The 23,906-nt window shown below is 69.8% G+C and carries 24 protein-coding genes and 2 pseudogenes; 6 read left to right on the forward strand and 20 right to left on the reverse strand.

The genetic code is table 11. From position 1 onward, the window contains the following. Positions 1-52 precede the first annotated feature (52 nt). Entirely contained in the window at positions 53-1,855 is a 1,803-nt protein-coding gene (gene ltrA / locus OG520_RS44700) for a group II intron reverse transcriptase/maturase (RefSeq protein ID WP_331737288.1), read from the forward strand. Between the two features lie 364 nt (positions 1,856-2,219). After that, positions 2,220-2,945: pseudogene (locus tag OG520_RS44705) on the forward strand (IS6 family transposase); the annotation flags it as partial. A gap of 588 nt (positions 2,946-3,533) precedes the next feature. On the opposite strand, the gene OG520_RS44710 reads toward OG520_RS44705, so the two are convergent. The 3 genes and pseudogenes from OG520_RS44710 to OG520_RS44720 form a co-directional block, all read right to left on the reverse strand. Continuing rightward, positions 3,534-3,941: a peptidase inhibitor family I36 protein gene (locus tag OG520_RS44710; protein ID WP_331737290.1), complete on the reverse strand. Its 408-nt coding sequence runs from the start codon at positions 3,939-3,941 to the stop codon at positions 3,534-3,536. 431 nt (positions 3,942-4,372) lie between these two features. Continuing rightward, complete coding sequence (locus OG520_RS44715; RefSeq protein ID WP_331737293.1) at positions 4,373-5,332, reverse strand: SDR family oxidoreductase; 960 nt, start codon at positions 5,330-5,332, stop codon at positions 4,373-4,375. Then, positions 5,329-5,688: pseudogene (locus tag OG520_RS44720) on the reverse strand (hypothetical protein); the annotation flags it as partial. The pseudogene OG520_RS44720 and the gene OG520_RS44715, both read right to left, overlap by 4 nt. A 157-nt stretch (positions 5,689-5,845) precedes the next feature. On the opposite strand from OG520_RS44720, the gene OG520_RS44725 reads away from it, so the two are divergent. After that, positions 5,846-7,030: a PP2C family protein-serine/threonine phosphatase gene (locus tag OG520_RS44725; RefSeq protein WP_331737527.1), complete on the forward strand. Its 1,185-nt coding sequence runs from the start codon at positions 5,846-5,848 to the stop codon at positions 7,028-7,030. On the opposite strand, the gene OG520_RS44730 is transcribed toward OG520_RS44725, so the two are convergent. After that, a complete protein-coding gene (locus tag OG520_RS44730; RefSeq protein ID WP_331737297.1) occupies positions 7,031-8,092 on the reverse strand; it encodes an IS630 family transposase in 1,062 nt (353 codons plus the stop codon). Between the two features lie 507 nt (positions 8,093-8,599). On the opposite strand from OG520_RS44730, the gene OG520_RS44735 reads away from it, so the two are divergent. The 3 genes from OG520_RS44735 to OG520_RS44745 all read left to right on the forward strand — a co-directional run bounded on the left by OG520_RS44735 (position 8,600) and on the right by OG520_RS44745 (position 12,289). Then, positions 8,600-9,562: a hypothetical protein gene (locus tag OG520_RS44735; protein ID WP_331737300.1), complete on the forward strand. Its 963-nt coding sequence runs from the start codon at positions 8,600-8,602 to the stop codon at positions 9,560-9,562. A gap of 41 nt (positions 9,563-9,603) precedes the next feature. After that, positions 9,604-10,902, forward strand: coding sequence for a cytochrome P450 (locus OG520_RS44740; protein WP_331737302.1), 1,299 nt, complete (start codon positions 9,604-9,606; stop codon positions 10,900-10,902). A 94-nt stretch (positions 10,903-10,996) separates the two neighbouring features. Further along, complete coding sequence (locus OG520_RS44745) at positions 10,997-12,289, forward strand: IS256 family transposase (protein WP_331737304.1); 1,293 nt, start codon at positions 10,997-10,999, stop codon at positions 12,287-12,289. A gap of 15 nt (positions 12,290-12,304) precedes the next feature. On the opposite strand, the gene OG520_RS44750 is transcribed toward OG520_RS44745, so the two are convergent. The 16 genes from OG520_RS44750 to OG520_RS44825 all read right to left on the reverse strand — a co-directional run bounded on the left by OG520_RS44750 (position 12,305) and on the right by OG520_RS44825 (position 23,750). Continuing rightward, a complete protein-coding gene (locus tag OG520_RS44750; protein WP_331737305.1) occupies positions 12,305-12,979 on the reverse strand; it encodes a phosphotransferase in 675 nt (224 codons plus the stop codon). After that, a complete protein-coding gene (locus OG520_RS44755; protein ID WP_406016802.1) occupies positions 12,979-14,133 on the reverse strand; it encodes a hypothetical protein in 1,155 nt (384 codons plus the stop codon). Before OG520_RS44755 ends, OG520_RS44750 begins: the two co-directional genes overlap by 1 nt. Before the next feature lie 13 nt (positions 14,134-14,146). Further along, positions 14,147-14,806, reverse strand: a complete 660-nt coding sequence (locus tag OG520_RS44760) for a histidine phosphatase family protein (protein ID WP_406016803.1) — start codon at positions 14,804-14,806, stop codon at positions 14,147-14,149. 197 nt (positions 14,807-15,003) lie between these two features. Continuing rightward, on the reverse strand, positions 15,004-15,429 hold the full coding sequence (locus tag OG520_RS44765; RefSeq protein ID WP_331737314.1) for a hypothetical protein: 426 nt from the start codon (positions 15,427-15,429) through the stop codon (positions 15,004-15,006). Further along, the gene (locus OG520_RS44770) at positions 15,426-16,100 is read right to left on the reverse strand and encodes a GGDEF domain-containing protein (protein WP_331737532.1); all 675 of its coding nucleotides are present in this window, start codon (positions 16,098-16,100) and stop codon (positions 15,426-15,428) included. Before OG520_RS44770 ends, OG520_RS44765 begins: the two co-directional genes overlap by 4 nt. Further along, positions 15,997-16,974, reverse strand: a complete 978-nt coding sequence (locus tag OG520_RS44775; RefSeq protein ID WP_331737316.1) for an ATP-binding protein — start codon at positions 16,972-16,974, stop codon at positions 15,997-15,999. The genes OG520_RS44770 and OG520_RS44775 overlap by 104 nt, the downstream gene beginning before the upstream one ends. Next, positions 16,971-17,192: a hypothetical protein gene (locus OG520_RS44780; RefSeq protein WP_331737318.1), complete on the reverse strand. Its 222-nt coding sequence runs from the start codon at positions 17,190-17,192 to the stop codon at positions 16,971-16,973. The genes OG520_RS44775 and OG520_RS44780 overlap by 4 nt, the downstream gene beginning before the upstream one ends. Beyond that, positions 17,189-17,680, reverse strand: a complete 492-nt coding sequence (locus OG520_RS44785) for a Pycsar system effector family protein (protein ID WP_266816730.1) — start codon at positions 17,678-17,680, stop codon at positions 17,189-17,191. The genes OG520_RS44780 and OG520_RS44785 overlap by 4 nt, the downstream gene beginning before the upstream one ends. Positions 17,681-17,699: 19 nt before the next feature. After that, positions 17,700-18,161 carry an RRQRL motif-containing zinc-binding protein gene (locus tag OG520_RS44790; protein WP_266816729.1) on the reverse strand — a complete coding sequence of 154 codons (462 nt, stop codon included), beginning with the start codon at positions 18,159-18,161 and terminating at the stop codon, positions 17,700-17,702. Positions 18,162-18,597: 436 nt separating this feature from the next. Beyond that, the gene (locus OG520_RS44795) at positions 18,598-21,102 is read right to left on the reverse strand and encodes an FtsK/SpoIIIE domain-containing protein (RefSeq protein WP_331737324.1); all 2,505 of its coding nucleotides are present in this window, start codon (positions 21,100-21,102) and stop codon (positions 18,598-18,600) included. A 145-nt stretch (positions 21,103-21,247) separates the two neighbouring features. Continuing rightward, complete coding sequence (locus OG520_RS44800; RefSeq protein WP_266773775.1) at positions 21,248-21,766, reverse strand: hypothetical protein; 519 nt, start codon at positions 21,764-21,766, stop codon at positions 21,248-21,250. Positions 21,767-21,813: 47 nt separating this feature from the next. Continuing rightward, positions 21,814-22,314, reverse strand: a complete 501-nt coding sequence (locus OG520_RS44805) for a hypothetical protein (RefSeq protein ID WP_331737327.1) — start codon at positions 22,312-22,314, stop codon at positions 21,814-21,816. Continuing rightward, a complete protein-coding gene (locus OG520_RS44810; protein ID WP_331737330.1) occupies positions 22,311-22,556 on the reverse strand; it encodes a hypothetical protein in 246 nt (81 codons plus the stop codon). The genes OG520_RS44805 and OG520_RS44810 overlap by 4 nt, the downstream gene beginning before the upstream one ends. Further along, positions 22,553-22,918 (reverse strand): hypothetical protein, encoded by a 366-nt coding sequence (locus OG520_RS44815; protein WP_331737332.1) that lies wholly within the window; start codon positions 22,916-22,918, stop codon positions 22,553-22,555. The genes OG520_RS44810 and OG520_RS44815 overlap by 4 nt, the downstream gene beginning before the upstream one ends. 230 nt (positions 22,919-23,148) lie before the next feature. After that, positions 23,149-23,508 (reverse strand): hypothetical protein, encoded by a 360-nt coding sequence (locus OG520_RS44820; protein WP_266816722.1) that lies wholly within the window; start codon positions 23,506-23,508, stop codon positions 23,149-23,151. A gap of 38 nt (positions 23,509-23,546) precedes the next feature. Further along, positions 23,547-23,750 (reverse strand): hypothetical protein, encoded by a 204-nt coding sequence (locus tag OG520_RS44825; protein ID WP_266773765.1) that lies wholly within the window; start codon positions 23,748-23,750, stop codon positions 23,547-23,549. Positions 23,751-23,906: the final 156 nt, after the last annotated feature.

Below are 23,906 nucleotides of genomic sequence, written 5' to 3' on the forward strand. Positions count from 1 at the left end.
TGTGAGGACCCGATGAGTATCAACGCCCGAACCGAAGGACAAGTTGGACACCATGGCGACACCGATAGCCACGGCGGACTCCGCCGTGGATCACCGGGCTGCGGTGAACGGACCGGAGGACGACCCCACCGACTGGCAGTCGATCGACTGGCAGGCGACGGAGGGGGAAGTACGGCGGCTGAGGCAGAGGATCTTCACGGCATCGCAGGCAGGGGACCTCAAACGGGTTCGCAATCTGCAGAAGTTGATGCTCCGTTCCCGCTCCAACACGCTCATGAGCATGCGGCGGGTCACGGAGGTCAATGCTGGCCGCAAGACGGCGGGCATCGACGGGATGGTCGTACTGCTGCCCCGGGGGAAGGCCGAGTTGGCCGACTGGTTGCAGCACAAGGCCGCTCCGTGGAAGCCCCGCCCCGTCAAGCGGGTGTTCATTCCGAAGGCGAACGGGCGTCAGAGGCCGCTCGGGATTCCCGTGATCTTGGACCGGTGTCTTCAGGCCCTGGTTCTCAGTGCACTCGAGCCCGAGTGGGAGGCACGGTTCGAGCCGCGATCCTATGGATTTCGGCCCGGCCGTGGCTGTCACGATGCGATCCAGGCCATCTTCCAGGCCGCGAAGGGCAAGGACCCCAAGCGGCAGTGGGTGCTGGACGCCGACCTGACGGCGGCATTCGACCGAATCAATCATGATCGGCTTCTGGCCCTGCTCGGACAGTTCCCCGCCCGGGGTCTGATCGAGCAGTGGCTGGGGGCCGGGGTGGTCGATCAAGGGAGATTCGCTTCGACGGTGGAGGGGACCCCGCAAGGCGGGATCGTTTCTCCCCTCTTGATGAACGTGGCCCTTCACGGGTTGGAGGGGGCGGCTGGAGTCCGCTATCGGCAGACCGGTGCTCATGCCGGGGAGACCGAGGCGGGCTCGCCGATTTTGATCAGGTACGCCGACGATCTTGTGGCTCTCTGTCACAGCCGTGACGAGGCCGAACAGGTCAAGGCTCGGCTCGCCGCGTGGCTGGCGCCCGGGGGCCTGGTCTTCAACGAGGACAAGACACGCATAGCGCACCTCGATGACGGCTACGACTTCCTGGGGTTCAACGTCCGCCGCTATCGCGGCACGCTGCTGATCAAGCCGAGCAGGGCTGCCCTGCAACGGATTCGGGACCGGCTCTCCGCCGAGGTGGTGAACCTGCGAGGGGTCAACGCCGCAGCGGTGATTGCCAAACTCAACCCGATCATCCGGGGCTGGGCCGCCTACTACCGGGGTGTGGTGTCCAGCGAGGCGTTCGCCTCCTTGGACTTCCACATGTGGAAGCTCACCTACAAGTGGGCTAAGCACAGCCACCCGAAGAAGTCGAAGCACTGGGTGGCGTCCCGATATTTCGGACGGTTCAACCGGTCCAGACAGGACCGGTGGGTGTTCGGGGACCGGGAGACCGGGGCCTATCTCACCAAGTTCGCCTGGACCAAGATTGTCCGGCACCAGATGGTTCCGGGCCGGGCGTCGGTGGACGACCCGGCCCTGAGCGAGTACTGGGCTGCACGACGGAGCAAGCGGAAACCCCCGCTGAGTGCGACCGGGCTGCGACTGCTGCAGAAGCAGCACGGCCGCTGTCCGCTCTGCGACGGGTTCCTCCTGCACGCCGACCGCGAGCCGCAGAGCCCATCGGAATGGGAGCAGTGGCTCAAGGTGACCCGACAGGCGGTCCGCAAGAACGCGATCACCGCCGACCCGGGCCGCAGCACACCGGACAGCGCCGCCTACCTCCGTCTGATCCACACCCACTGCCACCGCTGGCGCGGTGCCAGCACCGGCAGTCGGACAGCACTGCAACCTGTCAGCAGCCCTCCGGGGCCTGCTTGAGCCGTGTGCTCGGATAACGGGCACGCACGGTTCTGAGGGGGGGTGCGGTGCAGCAATGCGCCGCACCTACCCGACCCCCCTGGCCACAGGGGAAAGGACTCAACAGGGCTCAGGGCAACTCAAGGGATGTCGCACAGTCCTGCTCGCACCACCCGTTGTGGGGCAGGCAGTGCATGCACCTTCGGTGCCCCACCACAACTGCCTATGGTCGATGTACTGGCCAACGTCGAGTATCAGCACGCCACCGCAGTCGTCGCACCGCGCCGTGACCTTTACTCCTTGAGTGATCACCGGGCTCCTCACCGTCGGATGCCAGCAAGCGGATACTCCCGCAAGGCGCTGTCACGTTGACTGGCCGGGTGGGATGATCTTCTGGTTGGTCGTGCGGGGGAGGGATTCGTTCGTGTCGTCCGCGTCGCCGTCGTACAAGGGCCACCGGTACCCGGTGGAGGTGATCGCGCACGCGGTATGGCTGTACTTCCGCTTCCCGCTGTCCTTCCGCGAGGTCGAGGAGCTGGTGCTCGAGGGCGGGGTCATCGTCTCCTGCGAGACCGTCCGCCGCTGGTCCGCCAAGTTCGGCCAGGCCTACGCGGACGGACTGCGCCGCCGTCGGCCACGGCCCGGGGACAAGTGGCACCTGGATGAGGTCTTTGTGAAGATCAACGGCGGGCGGAAGTACCTGTGGCGGGCCGTCGACCAGGACGGCAACGTGCTCGACATCCTCCTGCAGAGCCGCCGGGACAAGGCCGCGGCCAGGCGCTTCTTCCGCTGCCTGATGAAGAAGACCCGTACGGTGCCGCGGGTGGTCGTCACCGACGAGCTCCGTTCCTACGGCGCGGCGCACCGCGAGGTCATGCCCTCGGTGGAACGCCGTTCCCACAAGGGCCTGAACAACCGGGCCGAGAACAGTCATCAGCCCATCCGGCAGCGCGAACGTGCCATGAAGGGATTCCGTTCCGTCGGCGGGGCCCAGCGGTTCCTGTCCGCGTTCAGCGGCATCTCACCCCGCTTCCGCCTTCACCGCCACCTGATGACCGCCTTCGACCACCGAGCCGAGATGACCGTCCGCTTCGCAATCTGGGACCAGATCACCGGCGCTACCGGCCGGCCCACCACGGGCCTGACCACAGGCCCGGACCGCGGGCCCCACCAGGCCACGACGCACCGTCAGGCACCTGCAACCCAACAACGTGACAGCACCCGCGCGAGGCCCACACCCGGTGGCAGATCCCGGCACACAAGACGCTCCGGACCCTGCGCCAGGCCGTCGCCCTGGACGGCAAGCTGAGCGAGGAGGACCGCAAGGCGTTCTTCGTGCTTCTCGCTCCGCCGGCCGAGGCCGACTGACCCGCACCGTGCACCTGCGGGGCCCGGAGCCAATGACAGTGGCTCCGGGCCCCTTCGCGACTGTAGCCGCACCCGCACGACCGCCTCATGCACGACCAGAAGGACGCCTCGCCCACCAGGATCCCCGCGGCCATCGTGGACGACGCAGTCGCCCCCGCCAAGCCTTACCCTCGTTGCCCAGCCGGCCGGGCCCGGGCACTCGGCCCTCATCGAACGCACTTCGTACGTGACCGGCATGTGTGCGTACCGTGGCATCCCGGGCTCAACTGCTCAGGCCCACGGTGGTGGCCCACCTCGGAGGAATGGGGTGGGCCACCGGTTCGTGGCCGGGTCAGCCGCAGTCGTTGCGGTTGATCTTCAGGGATCGGGTCTGGTCGTTGAGGTTGTAGCCGCGCAGGTCGTGGATGGAGCCGCCGCTGCGGGTCACGCACACCCAGCGGCCGGAGTAGTTCCGCTTCTCGTAGACCCGGGCTGTTCGGTCGGAATTATTCCGGATGGAGCTGCCCCGGTCCCGGATCGCGGAGGGCAGGTCTTTGACGCCGCCGTCGACGGCTCGGCGGACCCAGGGCTGGCCGCCGAAGTTGATCTCGGGGTAGATGCAGACGTAGCCGGACGGGCAGTCGATCGCCGCCCGCACCCCGCCGGCCGGAGAGGAGGCGGAGGCGGTGGTGGCGGGAACGGCGAGCGGCATGAGGGCCAGGGCGGCGAAGGCCGCGACACGCTTCACGGTTTTGATCACGGCACCAGACTCCCCGGCCGCCCTGGCCGGAAGCGGGCGATCTTCTGCGCGTTCACTCCGCCAGCGGAGCGCGGAAGAAGCGTGCCGGGCGCGAACACGGCAGGCCGGCCCAGCTCATTACCCCGGCACGGCCGACAAGAACGCCACCGCCGCACCGCCCCGTAGAAGCCCCGGCGCCGATGGTTGGTACGGCCATGTCCCGCATGGACCGGCTGATGGTGCGAAGGATGTTCCGCACCAGCCAACGACCAGCAGGGCCTTGAGGGTGCCCCTATGTCTTCTGCCAAGCTGACATGGCATCCGGCTTTGCCTTTGCCCAGTCTGACAAGGCTGGGCAAGGGCGCTCAGGTGCGCTGGCCTGACCAGGTCAGCACCCGCCCCCGGGAGCACGCGCGGAGCCCCGCTGTCTTCTACGTCGCGGGGCCGGTGGATCAGCGGTAGTCGTCCGCAGGGCTGTTCTTCCCGCCGTACCTGGTGTCCTCGAAGTACGCCCAGGCGTCCGGCTGGCTGCCGTCGATGTCCCGTACGTTGTAGGTCCTGGCGAGCTCCGCGCTGGAGGCGGACTTCCCGTTCCAGCGGGCGGCCCGGTCCGGGTCGGCGGCGAGCCCGGCTACCGCGCGGGCGAGGTAGTGCGGTGATTCGGCGATCGCGAAGCCCGGTTCCTGGGCGATGGCGTCGCGCCAGTTGTCCTCGCTCACGCCGAAGTGGGCGAGCATCTGTTCCGAGCGCAGGAAGCCCGGTGTGACGGCGACCGCCGTGCCCCCGTACTCCGCCAGTTCCTCTCCCAGCCCGAAGGCGATCCGGATCGGGGCGTTCTTCGCGAGGTCGTAGTAGAGGTTCTCGCGGTACCTGCGGTTGGAGACCGCGGTGCCGTCGGTGACCTCCACGTGCAGGGGCGCGTTGGAGCGGACCAGGAGAGGGAGGGCGAGTGCCGCGGTGATCACGTGCGAGCGCACCCCGAGCTCCAGGATGCGCAGCCCGTCGGCGAGCGGTGTCTCCCAGCTCTTCTTGCCGAAGACGGAGCCGACGAGCAGGTGCTCGCCGCCCCAGAGGTCGTTGACCAGGATGTCGAGCCGTCCCTGTTCGTGGTCGATCCGTTCGACGAGGGCGCGTACCCGGGCCTCGTCCAGGTGATCGGTGGGGACGGCGATGCCGGTGCCGCCGGCCGCTGTGACCAGTTCCGCGGTCTCCTCGATGGTTTCCGTGGTCCGGCCGACCTCGCTGGTGTGCTCGCGGGTGGTGCGGCCGGTGACGTAGACGGTGGCGCCGGCGCGGCCGAGTTCGACGGCGAGGGCGCGTCCGGCACCGCGGGTGGCCCCGGAGACGAGCGCGATCCGGCCGGTGAGCGGGCCGGCCTGGCCGGTGTACTGGGTGGTCCTGTTCTTGTTCATGGCACCACCGTGCACGTTAAAGGCGACAGTTCATGTCGCCTTTTCTCCCTGGACTGTTCCCGCTCTGCGGGGGCGTAGAAGAGCCTGGTAACAGAGAATCCGGGGGCGACACGGGAAATCCGTGTCGCCCCCCAATTCTCTGTTTGCTCAGGAGGAGTTCGGTCAGGCCGGGACTGCGGCGGTCTCCGGATCGGCCTTGGCTGCCGCAGGCCGAGTTCGGGTTGGTCGCCCTCGCACGCGACGAGGAAGGCCTTGTCGAGATCGGGCCGGCGGGCGAGCTTGCCGGACGCCTTGTCGGTGAAGATCTGTTCGCACCCTGCGGCTTTCAGGGCGTCTTGTTGCGCTTCGGGGTGTTGATCGCGCCTGGACGAGGCCGGGGCGGTCTTTACTGTGACTGGTCACAGATTGACGCTCCCCGTGGCGGTTCCCAAGCTGATATGAGGGGCGCTGGTAGGGAGCGTGGTCGTGGGTGCTGAGCACAGCGGACTTGCCCGGTTGCTGGCGGCTGCGGAGATGGCGGCGCCGGTGGAGGCCGTCGATGTGGTCGCGGAGGACCTGCGGCGGCGTTTTAAAGCTACGAAGGTCTCTTTCCTCATCGTGGACCTGACGGGGAAGGCGGTGGCGCGGCTGCCCGTCGCCGGCACCCTGGGGCGGGAAGCGGAGCGGTTCCCCCTGTCCGGCAGCGTCTACGAGCAGGTGATCCGTACCCAGCGGCTGTATCAGGAGGCGACCGGTCAGGAACAGCGGGTGATCGCGCCGGTCACCAACCGCGGGGATGCCATCGGGCTGCTGGAATTGCTCCTGCCGGCCGACCCCGGCGAGGACTTCCTCAATGCGATCAGGGAAGCCGCCCACATCCTGGCCTACATCGTGATCGCCAACGGGCGGTTCACCGATCTCTACGCCTGGGGCAAACGCCCCAGGCCTTCCACCCTGGCCGCAGAAATCCAGTACCAGCTGCTGCCCATGTCACTGTCGTGCGAGGCAGCACAGTTCACACTGTGCGGGAGCCTGGAACCCTCCGAAGACCTCAGCGGCGACACCTTCGACTACGCCCTGGACCGCGACACCCTGCACCTGTCGGTGACCGACTCCATGGGCCACAACACCGACGCCGCCCTGGCCGCCACGGTCCTGGTGAGCGCCCTGCGCAGCGCCCGCCGCGCAGGAGCCGACCTGGCCGAGCAAGCCCACCGGGCCGACCAGGCCCTGGCCGACCACGCCCACGGCCACGCCACCGGGCAGCTACTGCGCATCAACCTCCACACCGGCCAGGCCCAGCTCGTCAACGCCGGCCACCCCTGGCCGCTGCGCATGCGCGAGGGGGCTCCGGAGGTGATCACCTGCGAGGTAGACCATCCCTTCGGCCTGTCCCTGCCCGCCCCCCACCCCTACCGCGTTCAGGACATTGATCTGCGCCCCGGCGACCGTCTGCTCATGTTGACCGACGGCATGCTCGAACGTCATGGGGAGAATGTCGACCTGCTCGCCCTGGTGGAGCGCACCCGGGACCTGCATCCGCGGGAGACCGCACTGACGCTGACGTCCGCGGTCTTGGACGCCGCTGGCGGCCGGCTCGAAGACGATGCCACCGTGATGTGCCTGGACTGGCACGGCCCCCAGGAGACCCAGCGGCAAGATGCCAGCTCCGGCGCGGACACTCAGCAAGCCTCAGCAGGCCGCACGAAGTCATATTGATCAGAAACTCAAAGGGTTCTCGTCCAGGACGTAGCGGACGTGCGGGCCGCCGAAGTAGCCGCGGACGATGTGTGGTTGACGCTGGCGTCTATGGAAGAACCTGCGGGTTTCGGCGGCGAGTTCGGTCTGGTTCCTGGCCCGGTGGGTGTGGGGCAGGCTGCGTTTGAGGTCGGCGTTGACCAGCTCGTCGGGGTTCAGCTCGGGTGAGTACGAAGGCAGGAAGTGCAGCTCGATCTGGTCCTTGTGGTCGGCGAGCCAGGTCCGGACGGTCTTCGAGCGATGGGCCGAATGCCGGTCGACGATCAGGTGGATCTTCCGGTCGAAGTGCCCGGCGAGCCGGGCGAGGAAGCGGCACATGACCTTCGCGTCGAACGACTCGGTGAAGACCATGAAGTGCATCCGGCCGCGGGTGCTGATCGCGGACATTGCGTTCACGGAGAACCGGTTCCCGGTGCGGCGGACGACCGGCGTCCGCCCCTGCTCACCCCAGGTGCGGCCGGTGACCTGGTCCGAGCGGATCCCGACCTGGTCGCCGAAGAGAACCTCGGCGTTCTCCGCCTTCGCCCTGGCCCGGATCGCCGGCCAGGTCTCCTCGTGCCAGAGGCGGACCGCTTCCGGATCCTGCTCGACCGCCCGCTTGTCCGGACGCTGGAAGGTCAGCCCCCAACGCTTGAGGTACTTGCCCACCCCGGGCTCGGTGAAGCGGACCCGGTACAGCTTGAAGATCAGCTCGCCTATTTGCCCCCGTGTCCACAGTTGACCCGAAAGCCCCAGGTCGGAGGGGATGCGATCGAGGACAGCCTGCCGCACGGCGGCCTGCTCGGCCTCCGACAGGACCTGATGCTCACCCACGCGACGACCCCGCGCGCGGGAGAGCAGTGCGCCCCGCCCGCCGGCCCGCCACTTCGCCCACCAGTTGTCCACGGCCCTGACCGACACCTTGAACAGGGCGGCGACCTCTACCCGGTCCCGGCCCTCCACCAGCGCGGACACTGCCAGCAACCGCACGGGCTCCTGCGCGTCCGGCGACCAGGCCCGCGCATCCCCCACCAGATCACTCACACACCGTCAACGAGCCTGAACCCAAAGCGTTTCGGATCAATAAAAGTGACGCGTGAAGCGACTCGCCGTACGGGTGGCCCTGCGGTCCTCGCGCAAGCGCTCCGGTCCTCGGGGACCTCAGCCAGAGCCAGCCGTAACCGCGGGTCGAGTCAAGCTCCTGTCGAAGGCAGCGAGGCGTGGCCAATGCCCGTTGTGGTGGATGTGGCCTCCGCAGGAGGTTTCGCACACACCTGCCCGGTGGGGGCTGACAGTCTGTGGCTGATGTTCCATCAGCAGCCCGTGGTCGCTCGCGAATCGGGTCACCCACACGTAGGGCACGCTTGGTTGGCGCCAGGTCATCGACCGTCGCTTCGATGGCATCACGAACACGTGGACTGAGCCGGGCCGCTGTACCGCTCGACACACCGTCGACAGCGATGCCCGCCGGTAGTGCCCAAACGATGTCGCCTGCGAGGATCCCTCGGTGCGCGACGGCTGAAGGCCCGGCCTGCGGAACATCGTCGACAGATGGCTGATCATCATCTCGTGCGGCCGTCGCCGATCCGTCACAGTGGCGCGATGGACTCAGGACTCGCCGCTGTTCTCGGCGCCACGGTTGGAGCCCTCGGCACCGGGGCGACGGGTCTCGCAGCGGCTCTGCCGGGTCGCAGCACGGCTCGCCATCAGGTCAGGGCCGAGAACATGCGAGCCCTGCGGGAGTCGCGCAGGGCCACCTATCTCGCCTTCGCCGAGGCGCATGAGCGCTACCTGGACCTGCTGTCCACCACGCTGATCCCGCTCTCTCGCATCGAGCGTTCTCCGAGCCAGCGCGAGGAGTGGATCGAGAAGGCGCACAAGCGCTGGAATCAGGCGCTGAAATACCGGCAGAACGAGACCCAGAAGATTCGTGCCGTCCTCTACCTGGACGCCACCCGCCCGGTAGCCGAGGCCGCGCTTGAGGTGACAATGAGGTTTGCCCTTTTTTGCGACCCGCCGCACCATCGAGGCCCTCAAGGGCCAGGGTTTAGACACCGGCCCCATCACGCCGCCACGGCCGGGCTACATCGACCGCCTGACGGAAGACGGGCTGGACCCGGAGACGCCCGCATGACGCACATGCCCGCACGCTACGCCTTGGTCGACACCGAGCTGGGCGGCCAGCGGATCATCCGCGGCGAGCCATTGATCCTGGGACTGGCTGCGGCGAACACCGATCCGCGGATCCACACCAACGACCCGGAGCGGGAGATCGGCAACCGGTCCCACCTCGGGTTCAACGCGGGCCCGCATCAGTGCCCGGCCCGTACTCCCGCCCGCCTGATCGCCCGCGTCGCTGTCGAACAGGCCCTGCATGGCCTGCCACGGATCACACTCGGTGTCCCCGCCGACGCAGTGACGTCCAGCCCCTCTCCCTGGATGCGTCACCTGGAATCCCTGCCCGTGACGTTCGCCCCGGCCGGCAACACCGCCCCCGACTCTTCCGTCCGATAGCCCAGTCCGCCCGCTCTCGCACCGTGTACCGGAGGTAGATCATGACGGCACCACAACGCACCACTCAGCACGTTCCCGTCCTGCGCCTGGACCCGACCGGCGCCGACCACCAGGGCGAAGCCGCACGGCTGCGAGAGCTCGGCCCGGTCGTGAAGGTGATCCTTCCCGGCGACGTGGAAGCATGGGCCGTCACCACACACCAGCTGCTGACGGAGCTGGTGAACGACCCCCGGGTCAGCAAGGACTGGCACCGGTGGACGGACATCCGCACCAACCGGATTCCCGAGGACTGGCCGCTGACCGGAATGGTCAAGATCACCAACATGGTGACGGCCGACGGCGACGACCACCGCCGCCTGCGCCGCGTCGTCACCCAGGTTCTCACCCCCGAACGTTTCCGGGCCATGCGCCCGCGCATCACCGAACTCGCCCGCCGCCTCGTCCAGGCGCTGCCCGAGCGCACCGGCCCGGACGGCTCGGTCGACCTGCGTGAACACCTGGCCTACCCGCTGCCGATGACCGTCATCTGCGACGCCATCGGAGTCCCCGGACCGCTCCGGCCCCAGATTCGGCGCCTGGTCCGGTCCATCTTCGACTCCACTGCACAGCCCGAGGAAGTCCTCGCGACACAACGCCTCATCTACGAACTCCTCGACAAGGTCGTCGCGCACAAACGCCGCACACCGGGCGACGATCTCACCAGCAACCTGATCGCCGTCCAGAGGGACAACCCCGACCTCCTCAGCGACACAGAGCTGACTGGCACCCTCTGGCTGATGATCTCCGCCGGCCACGAAACCACCCTCAGCCTCATCACCAACGCACAGCGCGCCCTGCTCACCCACCCCGACCAACTCGACCTGGCGCTGAGCACCGGCCCGTCCGTCTGGCCGGTCGTCGTGGAGGAAACCCTGCGCTGGGACGCCCCCATCGGCAACTTCCTCGCCCGCTACCCCCGCGAGGACCTGCACATAGGCGGCGTCACCATACCCGCCGGCGACGCCGTCCTCGCCCCCTACAGCGCGGCTGGCCGCGACACCGCCCAGCACGGCCAGGACGCCCACCGGTTCGACATCACCCGCGACCAGGCCCGGCACCTGGCCTTCGGCGGCGGCCCCCACGTCTGCCTCGGCGCACCCCTGGCACGCATGGAAGCCGCGATCGCTCTCGAAGCACTGTTCAGCGAGTACCCCGGTCTCTCCCTCGCCACCAACCCCGAATCGCTCGTGCCCGTGCCGTCCCTGATCTCCAACTCCGTCCAGGCCCTCCCCGTCTACCTGAACCACCACCGCCCCAACACCACGGCCACCGACACATGCCCTCAAGGAGCCCGGCAGTGAATGTCCCCGCACCCGCCATCGACGTGGACAGCCCGGCCGAAGGCACGGGACTGTAAAACGTTCGGTGTAACTCCCGATCATGGAAGATGCATCGATGACCAGCAATAACGTGACCGAGGCCGAGTCCGTCGAGCCGTCTGAGACGGTGCCGGCGAAGTCTGTGGACGACCGGCTGATCGATGAATTGGTGGGACGGGCTCAGGCCGAGGGCCTTCAGCTGACCGGCGAGGGCGGGCTGCTCCAGCAGCTGACCAAGCGGCTCCTGGAGTCCGCTCTCGAGGGCGAGATCACCGACCACCTCGGCTATGACAAGCATGATCCGGCCGGGAAGAACGGCGGTAACTCACGCAACGGCACCCGGGCCAAGACCGTGCTGACCGATGTCGGCCCGGTCGAGATAGTCGTGCCCCGAGACCGGGAAGGCAGCTTCGAGCCGAAGATTGTCAAGAAGCGGCAGAAGCGTCTGTCCGGCGTGGACGAGATGGTCATCTCGCTCGCGGCCAAGGGCCTGACGACCGGTGAGGTTCAGGCCCACCTGGCCGAGGTCTATGGCGCCGACGTATCGCGCCAGACGATCTCCACGATCACCGACAAGGTCCTCGAGAGCATGGCAGAGTGGCAGAACCGGCCCCTCGACGCCGTCTATCCCATGATCTTCATCGACGCCATCCACGTGAAGATCCGCGACGGCGCGGTCGCCAACCGGCCCATTTACGTGGCCCTGGCGGTCACGACCGAAGGCCGGCGGGACATCCTCGGCCTGTGGGCCGGCGACGGCGGCGAGGGCGCCAAACACTGGATGCACATCCTCACCGAGATCAAGAACCGCGGCGTGAACGACGTCCTCATGCTCGTCTGCGACGGGCTCAAGGGCCTGCCCGACGCCGTTGAGAACGTCTGGCCCCGCACGGTCGTGCAGACCTGCGTGGTCCACCTGCTGCGGAACTCCTTCCGCTATGCCGCCCGCCAGGACTGGGACAAGATCGCCAAACTCCTCAAGCCCGTCTACACCGCGGCGACTGAGGAGGCCGCCCTCGAGCGGTTCGCCGAGTTCGCCGACGCCTGGGGCCGGAAGTATCCGGCGATCGTGCGGCTCTGGGAGAACGCGTGGGAAGAGTTCACCCCGTTCCTCCGCTTCGACACCGAGATCCGCCGCATCGTGTGCACGACGAACGCGATCGAGTCCGTGAACGCCAGGATCCGCCGGGCGGTCAAGGCCCGCGGCCACTTCCCCAACGAGCAGGCCGCGTTGAAGTGCGTCTACATGGCGATCATGTCCCTGGACCCCACCGGCAAGGGCCAGGCCCGCTGGACCATGCGCTGGAAGACCGCACTCAACGCCTTCGACATCACCTTCGACGGCCGCCTCTCCGCAGCCCGTCAGTAACTCCAACAACCTGAGTTACACCGTTCCTTTGACAGACCCCCGGTATTGGGTGTAGCCCTTGTTGCCGCCCTTGAAGGCGATGATTTCTAGGGCCGGGAGGACGTCGTATCCGAGTGGCACCAGGCCGTGGTGCTGCCAGTCGATGACCCCGGCCGACAGGACGTTGGGCAGGCCGTAGTCGAGGTGGCCCTGCACCAGCGGAACCGTGCCAAGGCGGTCCAGCGCGTGATCGAGTACTGCGTGCGTCCGGGGGTTGTCCAGGTCGGGGTTCTCCTCGAAGACGTTCTGGGTGAACCCGGCGCTGTCCAGCCACTGCCGCAGTGTGCCGGGCGTGGGCTGGACGAGGTGGGCGGCCTGTGCGCGCAGCAGCCGGGCGGCGACCTGCGCGGCGGTGTCGGCGATGTCGTCGGGCAGGTCGCGGCCGCCGTCCAGTGACGCCACCGCCCGGTCGTGCAGGGTCTGGTCGCCCAGTGACTCCTCCACGACGTAGTAGTGGCCGTCGTCGGTGAAGCCCTCCTCCAGGACGTGCGGGACCGGATAGTCCAGGTCCGCGATCCGGCGCTGGAATTCTGCCTCCGCCTGGAGCTCGGCTCCGCCGGTGCGCCGGTAGCGCGTTTTGTCGGCGGAGACGTACACCGCGCCGTCGGCGGCGGTCCGCTTCTTGACGAACCGCCAGTTGTTCTCGTTCATCAGCTCGCTCCTTCCGGCTCCTGTGCGAAGCCGTGGGTGGCCGGGTGCTCGGGGATGGCCCGGGACAGGGTCCGGACGTCCATGACCCAGCGCATATCACCGGCCGCGACGCGGCGCCGCAGTTCGGCGGGGACGTCACTCCCGGGTGTGTCCGGCCGGGCCAGGTGGGCGCGGCGCCAGAATTTCAGCAGGCCCGGGAGCTGTGCCGGGGTGATGCCCGCCCGGATGTGCAGTGAGCACAGTGGCAGGAACCAGGCGAGGAACAGCTCTCGTAGTGCGGGGCTGACGCGGTGCACCTCGCACAGCCGCTGCAGCGCCGCGGTGTCGTCGTACGGGATGCGTCCGTGCAGCGCGTACCTCAGCCGCGTTTCGTTGTGTCGCCGGAATATGGCCCCGTAGGCGGCGACGTTTGCCGCGGCGTTCTCGGTGACCGTCATCACCGGTTGCCCGGCGCCGTGCCGGGCAGCAGCGGCCAGCACGGCGATGTGCACGCCGGCCCGCGGGTCCAGGACCAGGCCGTCGAGCCCGAGCGGCGCGAGGCTGATGCCGTGGTCGCGGGTGCGGGACAGGATCACCTGCTCCGGGACGTTCTGGGCGATGGTCAGCAGATGTCCCGGTGGCCGGGCCCGGTGTGCGTGGAAGTCATCACGTGCGAGCACTGGTGCGCCGGGGGGCCGGTCCCAGACCAGCAACCGCCGGGTGTGAGGCCGGGATCCCTGGTGCCCGCACATCCGGCAGGCGTGGGCGACGGCGCCGGTCATGTGACCGCAGCGGGTGCAGAGATGGACCCTGGTGGGAGAAACCGCCAGGTCGCCTTCCAGCAGGAGGCGTTCGGTCATCTCCAGCGCGAGGGCGGCCACGACGGGCGTGGTGTCGGTGAGAACGCCACCGGCCGGGGCGGTGCCCGGTGCGTACTTGGCGGCGATCGCGCGTTCCTCCCGCTCCTGCCGGCTGACGGTGTCCCGGTCGGGGGCGTCACGGTGGCGCAGGTCTCCGGCCAGAGTGACGGTGTTCCACAGATGCGGGACTGGACCGACATCAAGGAGGGTGTTGAGTGCTTCGGCCGCGCGGATACCGGCCGCCTTGCCCGGCCGTTCAGCAAGAGTGAAGGGGCCGTTCTGCACGGGCCCGCTGATGTACAGCACGTCGTTCATGGCCGCGGCCTCCTCAGCAGACCGGTTGAACGGTGCCGCGGGCGTGGAAGAGGCCATCAGCCTGTTCGTAGACCAGGATGGCGGCATTGGGCGTCTTGCACACACGGGCCTCGTCAACCAGTTCGGTCACCGGCCGGCGCTCCAGGACCGCGCGCAGCGCGAGAATCGTGGTGTGGTGCGTGAACGCCACGACATCCACTGCGGACGCGGTGTGCAGGCTGTCGACGAAAGCCGTGGCTCGCCGCAGGACACCGCAGGCGAGGGACTCTCCGTCGGCGCCGGGAGGTGTCCACAGGTGCTTGCGGGTCTGCCGGTCCTGCGTCCCCTCGGGATAGGTGGCGTACAGCTCTTCCTTGGTCATGTAGGTGGCTGCTCCGTAGTGCTGCTCGTTGAGGAGCGCGGTCACCTCGTAGGGCCGGGCGGGCAGAGCAAGCACGGCAGTATCTCGGGCCCGGCGGTACTGCGAGGTGTGGATCAACGGGTCGGGTCCGGTCAGCTCCAGCAGTGTCTTCCCCAGCCACAGGCACTGGAGAAAGCCACGGGGCGTCAGGCCTACAACGTCCCGGGACAGGGCATGCGCGGCCGGCCCGGTCCACGGACGGGGGTTCTCGTAGAAACCGGTGTACTTGGTGGCGTTCTCAATAGATTCGGCGTGACGAACAAGGAAAAGCATCTTCATCCTCTCGGTAGAGGGTGTGGGGGTCTGACAGCAACGTGCTCTGCGTGATCGCCGCCCCGTACGGCGGCGCTCGCGTGTGGGCGACGGTGCGGGCCGCAGCGACCTGCTGCTCCACGGGGCTGAGGTTCAGGAACAGGCGCTCGGCTTCGACAAGTCCGGCTCCCACAGCGGCGTCTTGCTGCTCCTGCGGGTCATGGCCGTAGGTGGGGCAGCTGCTGGAGGACGCGGTCTACGAGGTCCTGCGTCGGCTTCCAGGCCGGGAGCGCACCCGTGGCGGGCACGGGGAGCGGGAGTTCGTGGACGTCGTTGAGGACCAGGTGGTGAACGTCCCTGTGCGCCCAGGGGCTGGTGCAGTGCTCGGATCCCTGGTCGGGGTGACAGTCGGTGAGACGTGCGACGCCGATGACTGCGCCGAGGTGGAGCTCGCGGCCTCGAATGGCGGTGGCCACCAGCGGGTCACGCAGCAGGGTGGAGTCCGGGTTCGCTTTCCCGGCGTGGAGGAGGACCCAGCCGCGCCACGGCCAGTTCGCGGGCCTGTTCTCGGGGTTCTTCCCGGCGAGGATGCAGGTGGCCCAGGGCTGGCGGATCGTGATGCCGCCGATGAGGTCGCCCATCATGCGGCACGCTCCGGCAGGGCGGTGCCGGGGCGCCCGGCGCGGCGGCCGTTGACCGTCGGCGTGTCCAGGTCCTCGATCTCCGCCCAGCCGTAGCGGCCGGAGTGCTTGGTTCGGTACATCGACGCGTCCGCGCCGCGCAGCAGGGCGGTCAGGGTGTGGATACCGAGGTAGTCCGGGACGGCCGCGCCGACGGAGGCGGCGACGGGCAGCGGGCCGGCCTGTGTGGGCACGGGCTCGTGCAGTACGTCGACGAGGTCCTGGAGGTGCTGCTCGATCCCGTCCTGGCGGCGGGTGGCCACGGCGAACTCGTCGCCCCCGAGACGGCCGACGACGCCGTTCGGTCCGGCCCACTGGGCCAGGCGCTCGCCGGTGGCGGCGAGTGCGGTGTCCCCGGCGGCGTGGCCGTGGGTGTCGTTGAGGCCCTTGAAGTGGTCGAGGTCGACCAGGCAGACGACCGTGTCGTGGTGGTGGCGGGCCAGGAGGCGCCGGGCGCGGTGCTCGAAGGCGGCGCGACGCTGGGCGCCGGTGAGGGGGTCACGTCGTTCGGCGGCCAGGCGCCGGTGGAGCTCATCCGCTGATCGCCTCCAGGGCCTGCGCTTCGAGATCGGCGCAACCCTCGGGGTCGTCGCCCTGGTCGTGGTCGTCGGACCCGCCGTGGACGGTGCACACAGTGTCCGGGTGCGGCTTGTCGCTGGCGTGCGCGATGAGCAGGTCGGTCACCGAGTGCACGGGCTGCCAGGCGCGCGCGTCGCACTCGTCGTCGTACGGGCAGCAGGTGAGCAGGTCGAAGCCGAAGTCGCCTTCGCCGTCGACGTTCGTGCGCAGGGCGAGCACGAGCCGGTCCTTGCCGAGGCGGATCTCACCGACCCGGTCGCCGCCCGCCAGGCCGCTGCCGTCGCGCCAGGTCCACAGCGGAAGCACGTCCGGACCGAAGACGCGGCGCACCAGGAGCAGGGGGCCGAGGCCGTCGCTGCCGTCCCAGCCCATGTCGCGGCGGCGGGCGTCGCTGGCCCGCTTGAGGAGCGGCTCCAGGCGGTGGATGTTGTCGGCGAAGACGACGTGGTCGAAGCCTTCGCCGCGCAGGTTCGGGAAGGCGGCGACGGCGTCGGCGTGCTGGCGGCGTACAACGTCCTCGGGCACGGCGCGGGCCGGTTCGCGGACGGCCTGGCGCCGCACGCAGACGTCGGCCGGGGTCGCCGCGAGCAGCGCGACGACGGGCACGCCGTGGGCGCAGGCGGCGTCGATAAGGCTCTTGCGGACGTAGGGGTCGGTGTTCGTGTCGCTGATGACCGTGGTGAGCCGGCGGGCCATACGGGCCTTGAGGGCGGCGTGCATGACGGTGATCGCGGCCTCGGTCGCGGACTGGTCGCCGGCGTCGTCCGCGATCATCGCCCGGAAGGCGTCGAGCTCCAGGACCTGGGTGGCGGGCCAGCTGCTCGCGAGCGTGCTCTTGCCGCTGCCGGACGCCCCGATCATCACGATGAGCGCCGGGTCGGGGATGGTCGTGTCGAGCGGCTGCATGGTGCCGGTGAAGGTGGTCTTCACGTGCGTTCTCCTTGCGAGTGGAGGGGGGTGGAGGTGGCCAGGTGCAGGCGCAGCCCGGCTTGGGCGGGGTGCTTCCCGACGCGGTGGGGGAGGTCGGCGTAGGGCTTGAGGTAGCTGGCCCTGAGCGCGACCGCCGCCGTCGCCGTGGTGGGCGGGAGGACCGTGGCGGCCGCCACGGCGATGAGGATCGGGGCGAGCGCGTGCGGCCAGTTGCTCATCCAGTGGCCGCGAGGACCGCGGCGACCAGGAGCAGGGCCAGGGCGGCGAGGATCGCGTCGACCGCGAGGGCCAGACGGTTGAACTTGCCGACGGTGAGGGCGGACAGCGATTTGATCCGGATCGCGCGGGTGTCCTCTCGCATCGCGGTGACGAGCTCGTCCTCGCTCAGCCGTGCCCAGTGCGGGAAGCCCTCGCGGATGACTCGCCCCCGGCCTCCGATGTGGGGGCGTACGACCAGGAGCAGCAGGACTGCGGCGGTCGTCAGGGCGAGGATGGCGGCGGAGCCGGCGATCTGGGTGGGGAGGGGGAGGGGTTTGTCGGCGAGGGTGGCGAGTCCGGCGAGGACCGCGCCGTCGAACGCCAGCAGTAAGGATGCCTTGCCGTCGATGCGCGCGAGTTCCGTGGCGGTGTCGGCGCAACCTGCGTCGAGGTTCTTGTTCACCGTGGCGGATTCGGTGCTGGCGGCGGGGTCGGTGCTGATGGTCATGGGTGGTGGTTCTCTCGGGTCAGGCGGCCGGGAGGTGCTTGGCCGGGGGAGCGGTGTAGGTGCCGGGGGTGGGCTCGTAGCCCTTGTCGCAGGGGTCGCAGACGCCCTGGGTGCGTAGCGGGAGGCAGTAGTCGTAGCGGCGCTGGCACCGGGGGCAGGTGGTTCTCGCGGCCATCGCCCGGTCGAGTGCCCATTCCTGAGCGAGCGTCGACACCCTCTTGGGTGCTGCGAGGTCGGTGCGGAGGAGGAAGCCGCGGGTGGGGTGGCGGCAGGACCAGTCCGGCCGGGTGGCGCACAGTTTGCAACGCAGGATCGCGACCGGGCCTTCGTTGTTTCCCGGGCTGAGGTTCCTTGCCCTCAGTTCACGCCGTGTGACCAGTCCTGCGGGTACGGCGCCGCGGTCGTACTCGGGCAGTGCGGTGGTGCTGCGGGGTACCCGGGTGGCTGTGCGGCGCTGCTTCGTGCGGGTCCGGGGCGTCACGTGTTCCGGGTCCTGGTGGCCGGGGGGCGGTACGGGTGGCGGGGCCCGGGGCGTTGAGGGCGAGGCCGGCCGGTTCGGCGGCGCGGGCGGGGGATGGGCATGAGCGTCCTCCAGTTGTCGTTGGGCAGGGCCCCGGGCCCGTCGGCGTCGTGCTGGTGTCGGCGGGCGCGGGGGTGTGGTTGCGGTGGTGGGTTCGGCGGCGGGGTCGGGGGTTCGTCCTCTTGCGCGGGGGTGACGGGTTGTGAGGGTGTATGGGGTGTCGGGGTTGTCTGGGGTGGGGTGCGGTGGGTGGCTGTATGGGGTCGTCCGGGCGGGGTTCCGGGGGGTGTCCCTGATCCCAGACACCCCATACATGCAGGTCAGGACCCCATACAGGGGCGGCATCCCAGACGGGGTGTCTGGGATGCCGCTGTAGGGGGTGTTGGGGGTGCTGTGGTCACTCTCGGTATCTGTCGATGGCGGTGGCGAGGGTCTCGGCGTAGTAGCCGAGGCCGGGCTTGTCGGCGCCGGGAACACGGAGCTGACCGCCTGCCGGGCGCTCGACGTCGACCTCCCGCAGAAGTGCGTTGAGGTCGATCCCGAGCTTCCGCGAGTCCTCGTATCCGAGCGCCTCGGCGAGGGGTCCGGTGTGCATCCGGCCGCCCGCGTCGACCACCGCCTCGTGTGCGCGGAGGAGGAGGACGGGCACGCCGTCGGCGGTGAACCCGTCGTCCTCAAGGCCGTCATGCTCCCCGCCGTCGTCCTCGCCCTCGGGGCCGAATCCGTCGTCCTGGCCCTCGTCGATGTCGTCGTACTCGTCGACCGGCGGGGCTGGTCTTGGTGACGCAGTGTGTCCGGGTGCCGGGGTGCTCAGGCCGCGCATAGCGGCTTCGATGGGGTCGTTCCACTGGCCGCGCAGCCGTCCGGCAGCGGTACGGGTATGGGTGATGGTGTCGATCAGGGCGAGGAGGTCGGGGCCGTCGAGCCAGAGGGAGCGGATGCGGCGGTAGCGGTCGGCGAGGAGGATGCCCATGCCGCGGATCGCCGGGTCGAGGGTGGAGGCGTCCCAGCCGGCCTTCGCCGCGCCCTGGCTCAAAGCCATGTTGGATTCGGTGGTCTCGGTGACCCGCATCGCCCATTTCCAGGTGATGTTGCCGGTGACCAGGCGGGGCAGGACGCCGTCATTGCCCTTGGTGACGACCTGGGTGGCGATGACGAGGATGATGCCGAACGCGAGGCCCCGGGCCGCCAGCGAGGAGAGCGCTTCCTTGATCGCCGCGCCGTGCTTCTTGTCGCCGGTGATGGCCGCGGCTTCGTCGACGACCACGAGCTCGAGGCCGCCGAGCTCGGCGATCAGGTCGGGGTCGTCGATCTGTTCCATGCCGTACCTCTTGAGGATCGCGGCACGGCGGTCCAGGTCGGCGACCAGGGCCTCAAGCAGGGCGCGGGTGCGTTTGGCGCCCTTGGTGCCGGGCTCGTCGACAAAGGTGGCGGCCAGGTTCCTCCAGCGGTCCTGCCCTGGTGCTTTGCCGTCGACCAGACGGAGGTTCACTCGCAGGTCCAGCAGGGCGCCGGCGATGATGCCGCGCAGGGCCGCGCCCTTGCCGGAGCGGGAGGCGCCGCCGAGGGCCAGGCTGGTGTCCTTGAGGACCAAATTGACCAGGGCGCCGAAGGCGTCGAAGGCGACGGGGATGCCGTCGGCCCAGACGTCGACCGAGTCCATGCCGACCAGGGGCGAGGTCCGCGGTGTGGTGAACGGGTCTTCCTGGAAGGCGGCGACGGCGATCGTCTTGGCGTTGCCGCCGGCGGAGGCGTGGACCGGGTCCATGAAGAAGCGGGCCCGGTCCAGGCCCATCTCCCCGGCGACCTGTCCGAGTTTGGGCAGGACGGTCTCCACGGTCACTCCGTCGCCCTTGGGCAGGACGATGTGCGCGAGCCATCCTCCGGGCACGCGGGTGATCGCGTCGGGCCGGGCGAGACGGACGGTGCCTTCGCTGATCGCTCCGGCGGCGAGCATCGCCTCGGTGAGCTGGTCGGTCTCCTCGCAGTCCAGCTCCCCTTCCACCGGGCCGGACGGGGCGGCCGGGGCAGGGGAGTCGGCTGGGGTCCAGGACGCGGTGAAACCGGCCCCGGCCCCGGACGCAGCCGTAGCCGGTTTGGTGAACACCGGCCCGGTAGGCCAGGTCTGGCCGGGGATGAACGCGGTCGCGCCGGGGGAGGCGGTGGTGGGTGTGGCCGGTGCGGCGTAGTCGAGCTGGGGGATCTCCGGTGGGGCCGCGCGCCAGGTGGTGAACCGCCCCTTGGCCCAGCCGACGGCCACCAGCCCGCTCAGGAGGCCTCCCAAGAGCGTGGGGCCGCCGAACTGGAGCATGCCCCACCCTGCGGCCACACCGGCCGCGATGGACTTCCAGCGGCGGCGGTTTCCCATGCGTTTGCGGTGGGTGGCGAGCTCCGCGGCGGTGGGCTCGCGGTGTCCGGTGTAGGGCTGGAGCTCGACCTGCCGGACGCGCTCGCGCCACTCGGCGGCCTCGGAACGCAGCGCCTCGGCGCCCTTGCTGGCGCGTTTGTGGTCGGCCGGGTCGGCGTCGTCGGCACTGCCCTCGGCCACCTTCTCGTCGGCCGACTTCTCCAGCGCTTCGGCCTTCTCGATCAGGCGCTGCACCTCGCGAGCCGCCTCCTGCTGCCAGGTGGCGTAGCGGTCGTTGAGGAGGTCGGCGCGGACATGGGCGTCGGTGACCAGGGTGCTGTCGCTGTTGAACCATCCGGCGCGTTCTGCGCCCAGGACGCGCAGGCCCTCGCGGACGGCGGTGGCCTCCCGAAGGGCGGCCGCGCTGAGGAAGGTGGCGGCGCGGGCTGCCAGGCCGGGGCGGTCTGGCCGGTCGGCTGAACCGGTGTTGGTGGTGGGTTCGTCGTCGTCAACGAACTCGGCGTCGACGATGATCCGGTCGGGCAGGTGGGTCATGGTCCTTCTCCAGGGACAGGGGCTGGGGCCGGGCGGTGACGGCCGTCCGCACACACGGGCCGCCCCTGGCCACGGGGGCGGAGGGGCGGTGCGGGTGGGTGCGGGCGACCGATGGCGCCGGGACACGGCGGTCGGGGGAGCGGAGTCAGCCGACGTTTCCGAGGAGCTGCGTCCCGAAGCCGTTGACGGCGGGGATCACGGTGGCGGCCACCGCACCGCCGAGGACGGCGGACAGGCCCAGCAGGACACCGGCGACGATGCCGCGCTTGGCGAGCTTCTTCTCCTCGGACTTGATCGCCTTCCACAGGCCGAAGACCACGACGGTCAGCAGGAAAAGCAGAATGTTGCCGTCGGCGGTCAGCTCGACCGGGGTGGCGCGGACGGCCCGGGTGGCGTCCCCGCCGGTGATCCCCCACAACGCCAGGCTGCCGGCGCCGTTCCCGAACAAGGTGATGGCCCCGGCACCGAAGGCGATCAGGCCGCCGGTGCACATGGAGGCCATGCCCCCGTAGGCCATTCCGCCCGCGAAGGGGATCAGGGTCTTCCAGTCCTTCTTCTTGGACTTGAAGTTGGCCTTGAGCCAGTGGGCGGCGAAGTGGACCGGGATGGCGAGGCCGATGGCCAGGCCGCCGGCGGTCAGGGTGGAAGTGGGCAGGTTGAGCACGGTGACCTCCGGTCACATACGAAAAAGGGGGGAAGGAAGAAGAGGGGTTACTGGAAGGGCAGGGCGGCGGTGATCTGGTCGCCGAGGTGGTTCACGGCCGGGATGAGGGTGAGGGCGGCCAGGCCCGACGCCGCCGCGGTCAGCCCGGCTGCCGAGCCGACCAGCGCGCCGGCCGCGATCTGGCGGCGCAGCTGGTTGTCGCAGCAGCGCCAGGCGAGGACGAGGACGGCCAGGAGCACGGTCGTGGCGACGGCGCCGCCGGGGCTCATGCCGGACGGTGCGGTCTCGGGCAGCAGCCGGCTGCTGCCCGTACCGGCGACGGCGTTCCCGAGGGGGTTGGTGATCGTGGTGACGGTGCGGCGGGCGGCCCAGCCGAGCAGGCCGCCGGAGCACAGGGCGCTGAGCAGGCCGATCACCAGGCCGCCCGCGATGGCGGCCGCCGACGGCGCCTCGCGTCCGGTGCGCCACCACCGGGCGAGCGTGAGCACCAGGACCGCGGCCGCCAGGGCGAAGCCTCCGAGCGATAGTTGGGCCGGCGTCACGCTCACGGCAGGACCACCGCCACGACGGACGCCATGGGACTGTCCAGGCCGCCGAGCAGAGGGCCGGTACCGAACGCGATGGCGGCGCCGAGCAGGGTGAGGACGCCGAGCACGACGCCGATGGCAGCGGTCTCCCAGGCGGCCCGGAGGAACGCCAGCACGGCCCGGCCTTCCCCGCAGAGGAGAGCGGTGGCCAGGAGGCCCGAGAAGACGGCACCGGCCAGGACGAGGAACTGGGCACCGGTCATGACCACACCCCGGTGAGGAGATAGCCGTACAGGTACAGCCCAGCCGGAGTGACCACAGTGGAGACGAGGAGATTGCAGGTCAGGACCCGCACCAGCCAGGACCTGACACGGCTGTGCGTGCGCAGTTCCAGGATTCCGGCGACGGCCAGCGCGGCCATCAGGACGCCGGGCTCGTCCCCGCAGATGTGGAGCGCCTTGCCCGTCACCGGGAGCAGAAGCAGACCCGCGACCAGGGCGGCCCCGTTCCTGACCGGGCTGAGCCGGGAGACACTGAACCGCGGCGGGCGGTCCTGCTGGGCGGGGTAGTAGTGGTAGTGGTGCTCCACCGGCGCGGGTGCAGGGGGCGCCTGGGGCGCCATCACACCGCCGCCCCAGGACCATGGAGGCGCCGCCGGAGGCCCGGCCGGCGGCGGGGGCGGAGGGGGTGTTCCGCGTCGGGGCGGCGGGACCGGTTCCGGGCTCGCCGGCGGCGGCGTCGGCGGCTGGGACGGAGGCGGTGGTGGAGGGGGCGTTACCCGGTCGGTGCGCTCGCCGGAGAGCTCGACAGTGGTCGGCTCGATCGGCTGAGCGTGGCGGATGTGCGTGGTGTCGGTCACCACCTGTCTCCCGTCTCATCGGGGCTGGTCACGAGGTCGCGGCGACCGACCTGGTTGGTGTGGAGCCAGGCCCGGACACCGCGCTCGGCTGCGTCCGCGGGGGCCGGGCCGGCCGGAACGGGTGCGAGTACGGGGTCGGCGGGGTGGAAGCCATCGGGCAGGCGCGCCGGTACGGGGCCGTACTGCGTGTCGGGCAGGAGTCGGCCGGGCAGGCGGGTCGCCGTGACCGGGGCGTCGGCGAGGGCGAGGCGCCGCAGGTGGTTCAGGCGGCGGGGACGGCGGATGTGCAGGCAGGCGAACAGCACGGTGTCCTCCAGTTGAGGCCCGAGGGCCGTGACACCAGATGCTGGTGTCACGGCCCTCCGGGAAGTCGGGGTGACGGGATGCGGGCTGGTCAGCGGGTGCGCCACCAGCCGCCGCGGTCCTGGCGGGCGCGCTCGGATGCCTCCCACGCCTGGCCCTGCCGGTCCGCCGACCGGGCGTTGCGGTGGTGGGCTTCGCGGCGCTTGCGGGCCGCCTTGTCGCTCGCGGACTCGCGGCCGCTGTACTCCTGCGTGGCGAGCTTCTGGTCGTTGCCGATCAGGCCGAAAAAGGCCATGGTGATTCCACTCCTGACTGCTGGTTGGGGGTGCATGGGAAAGCCGCTCCTGGCCGGGCCGTGGAAAGCGGGCCGGGAGCGGCGTTCGGCTTGGCGGCCGTGGCGCACCACCAGTCGTCGCCGGCCGGACTGATCCGGTGGGCGGGGCTGGTGGCG

Source organism: Streptomyces sp. NBC_00984 (assembly GCF_045162475.1).
Classification (GTDB): Bacteria; Actinomycetota; Actinomycetes; order Streptomycetales; family Streptomycetaceae; genus Streptomyces.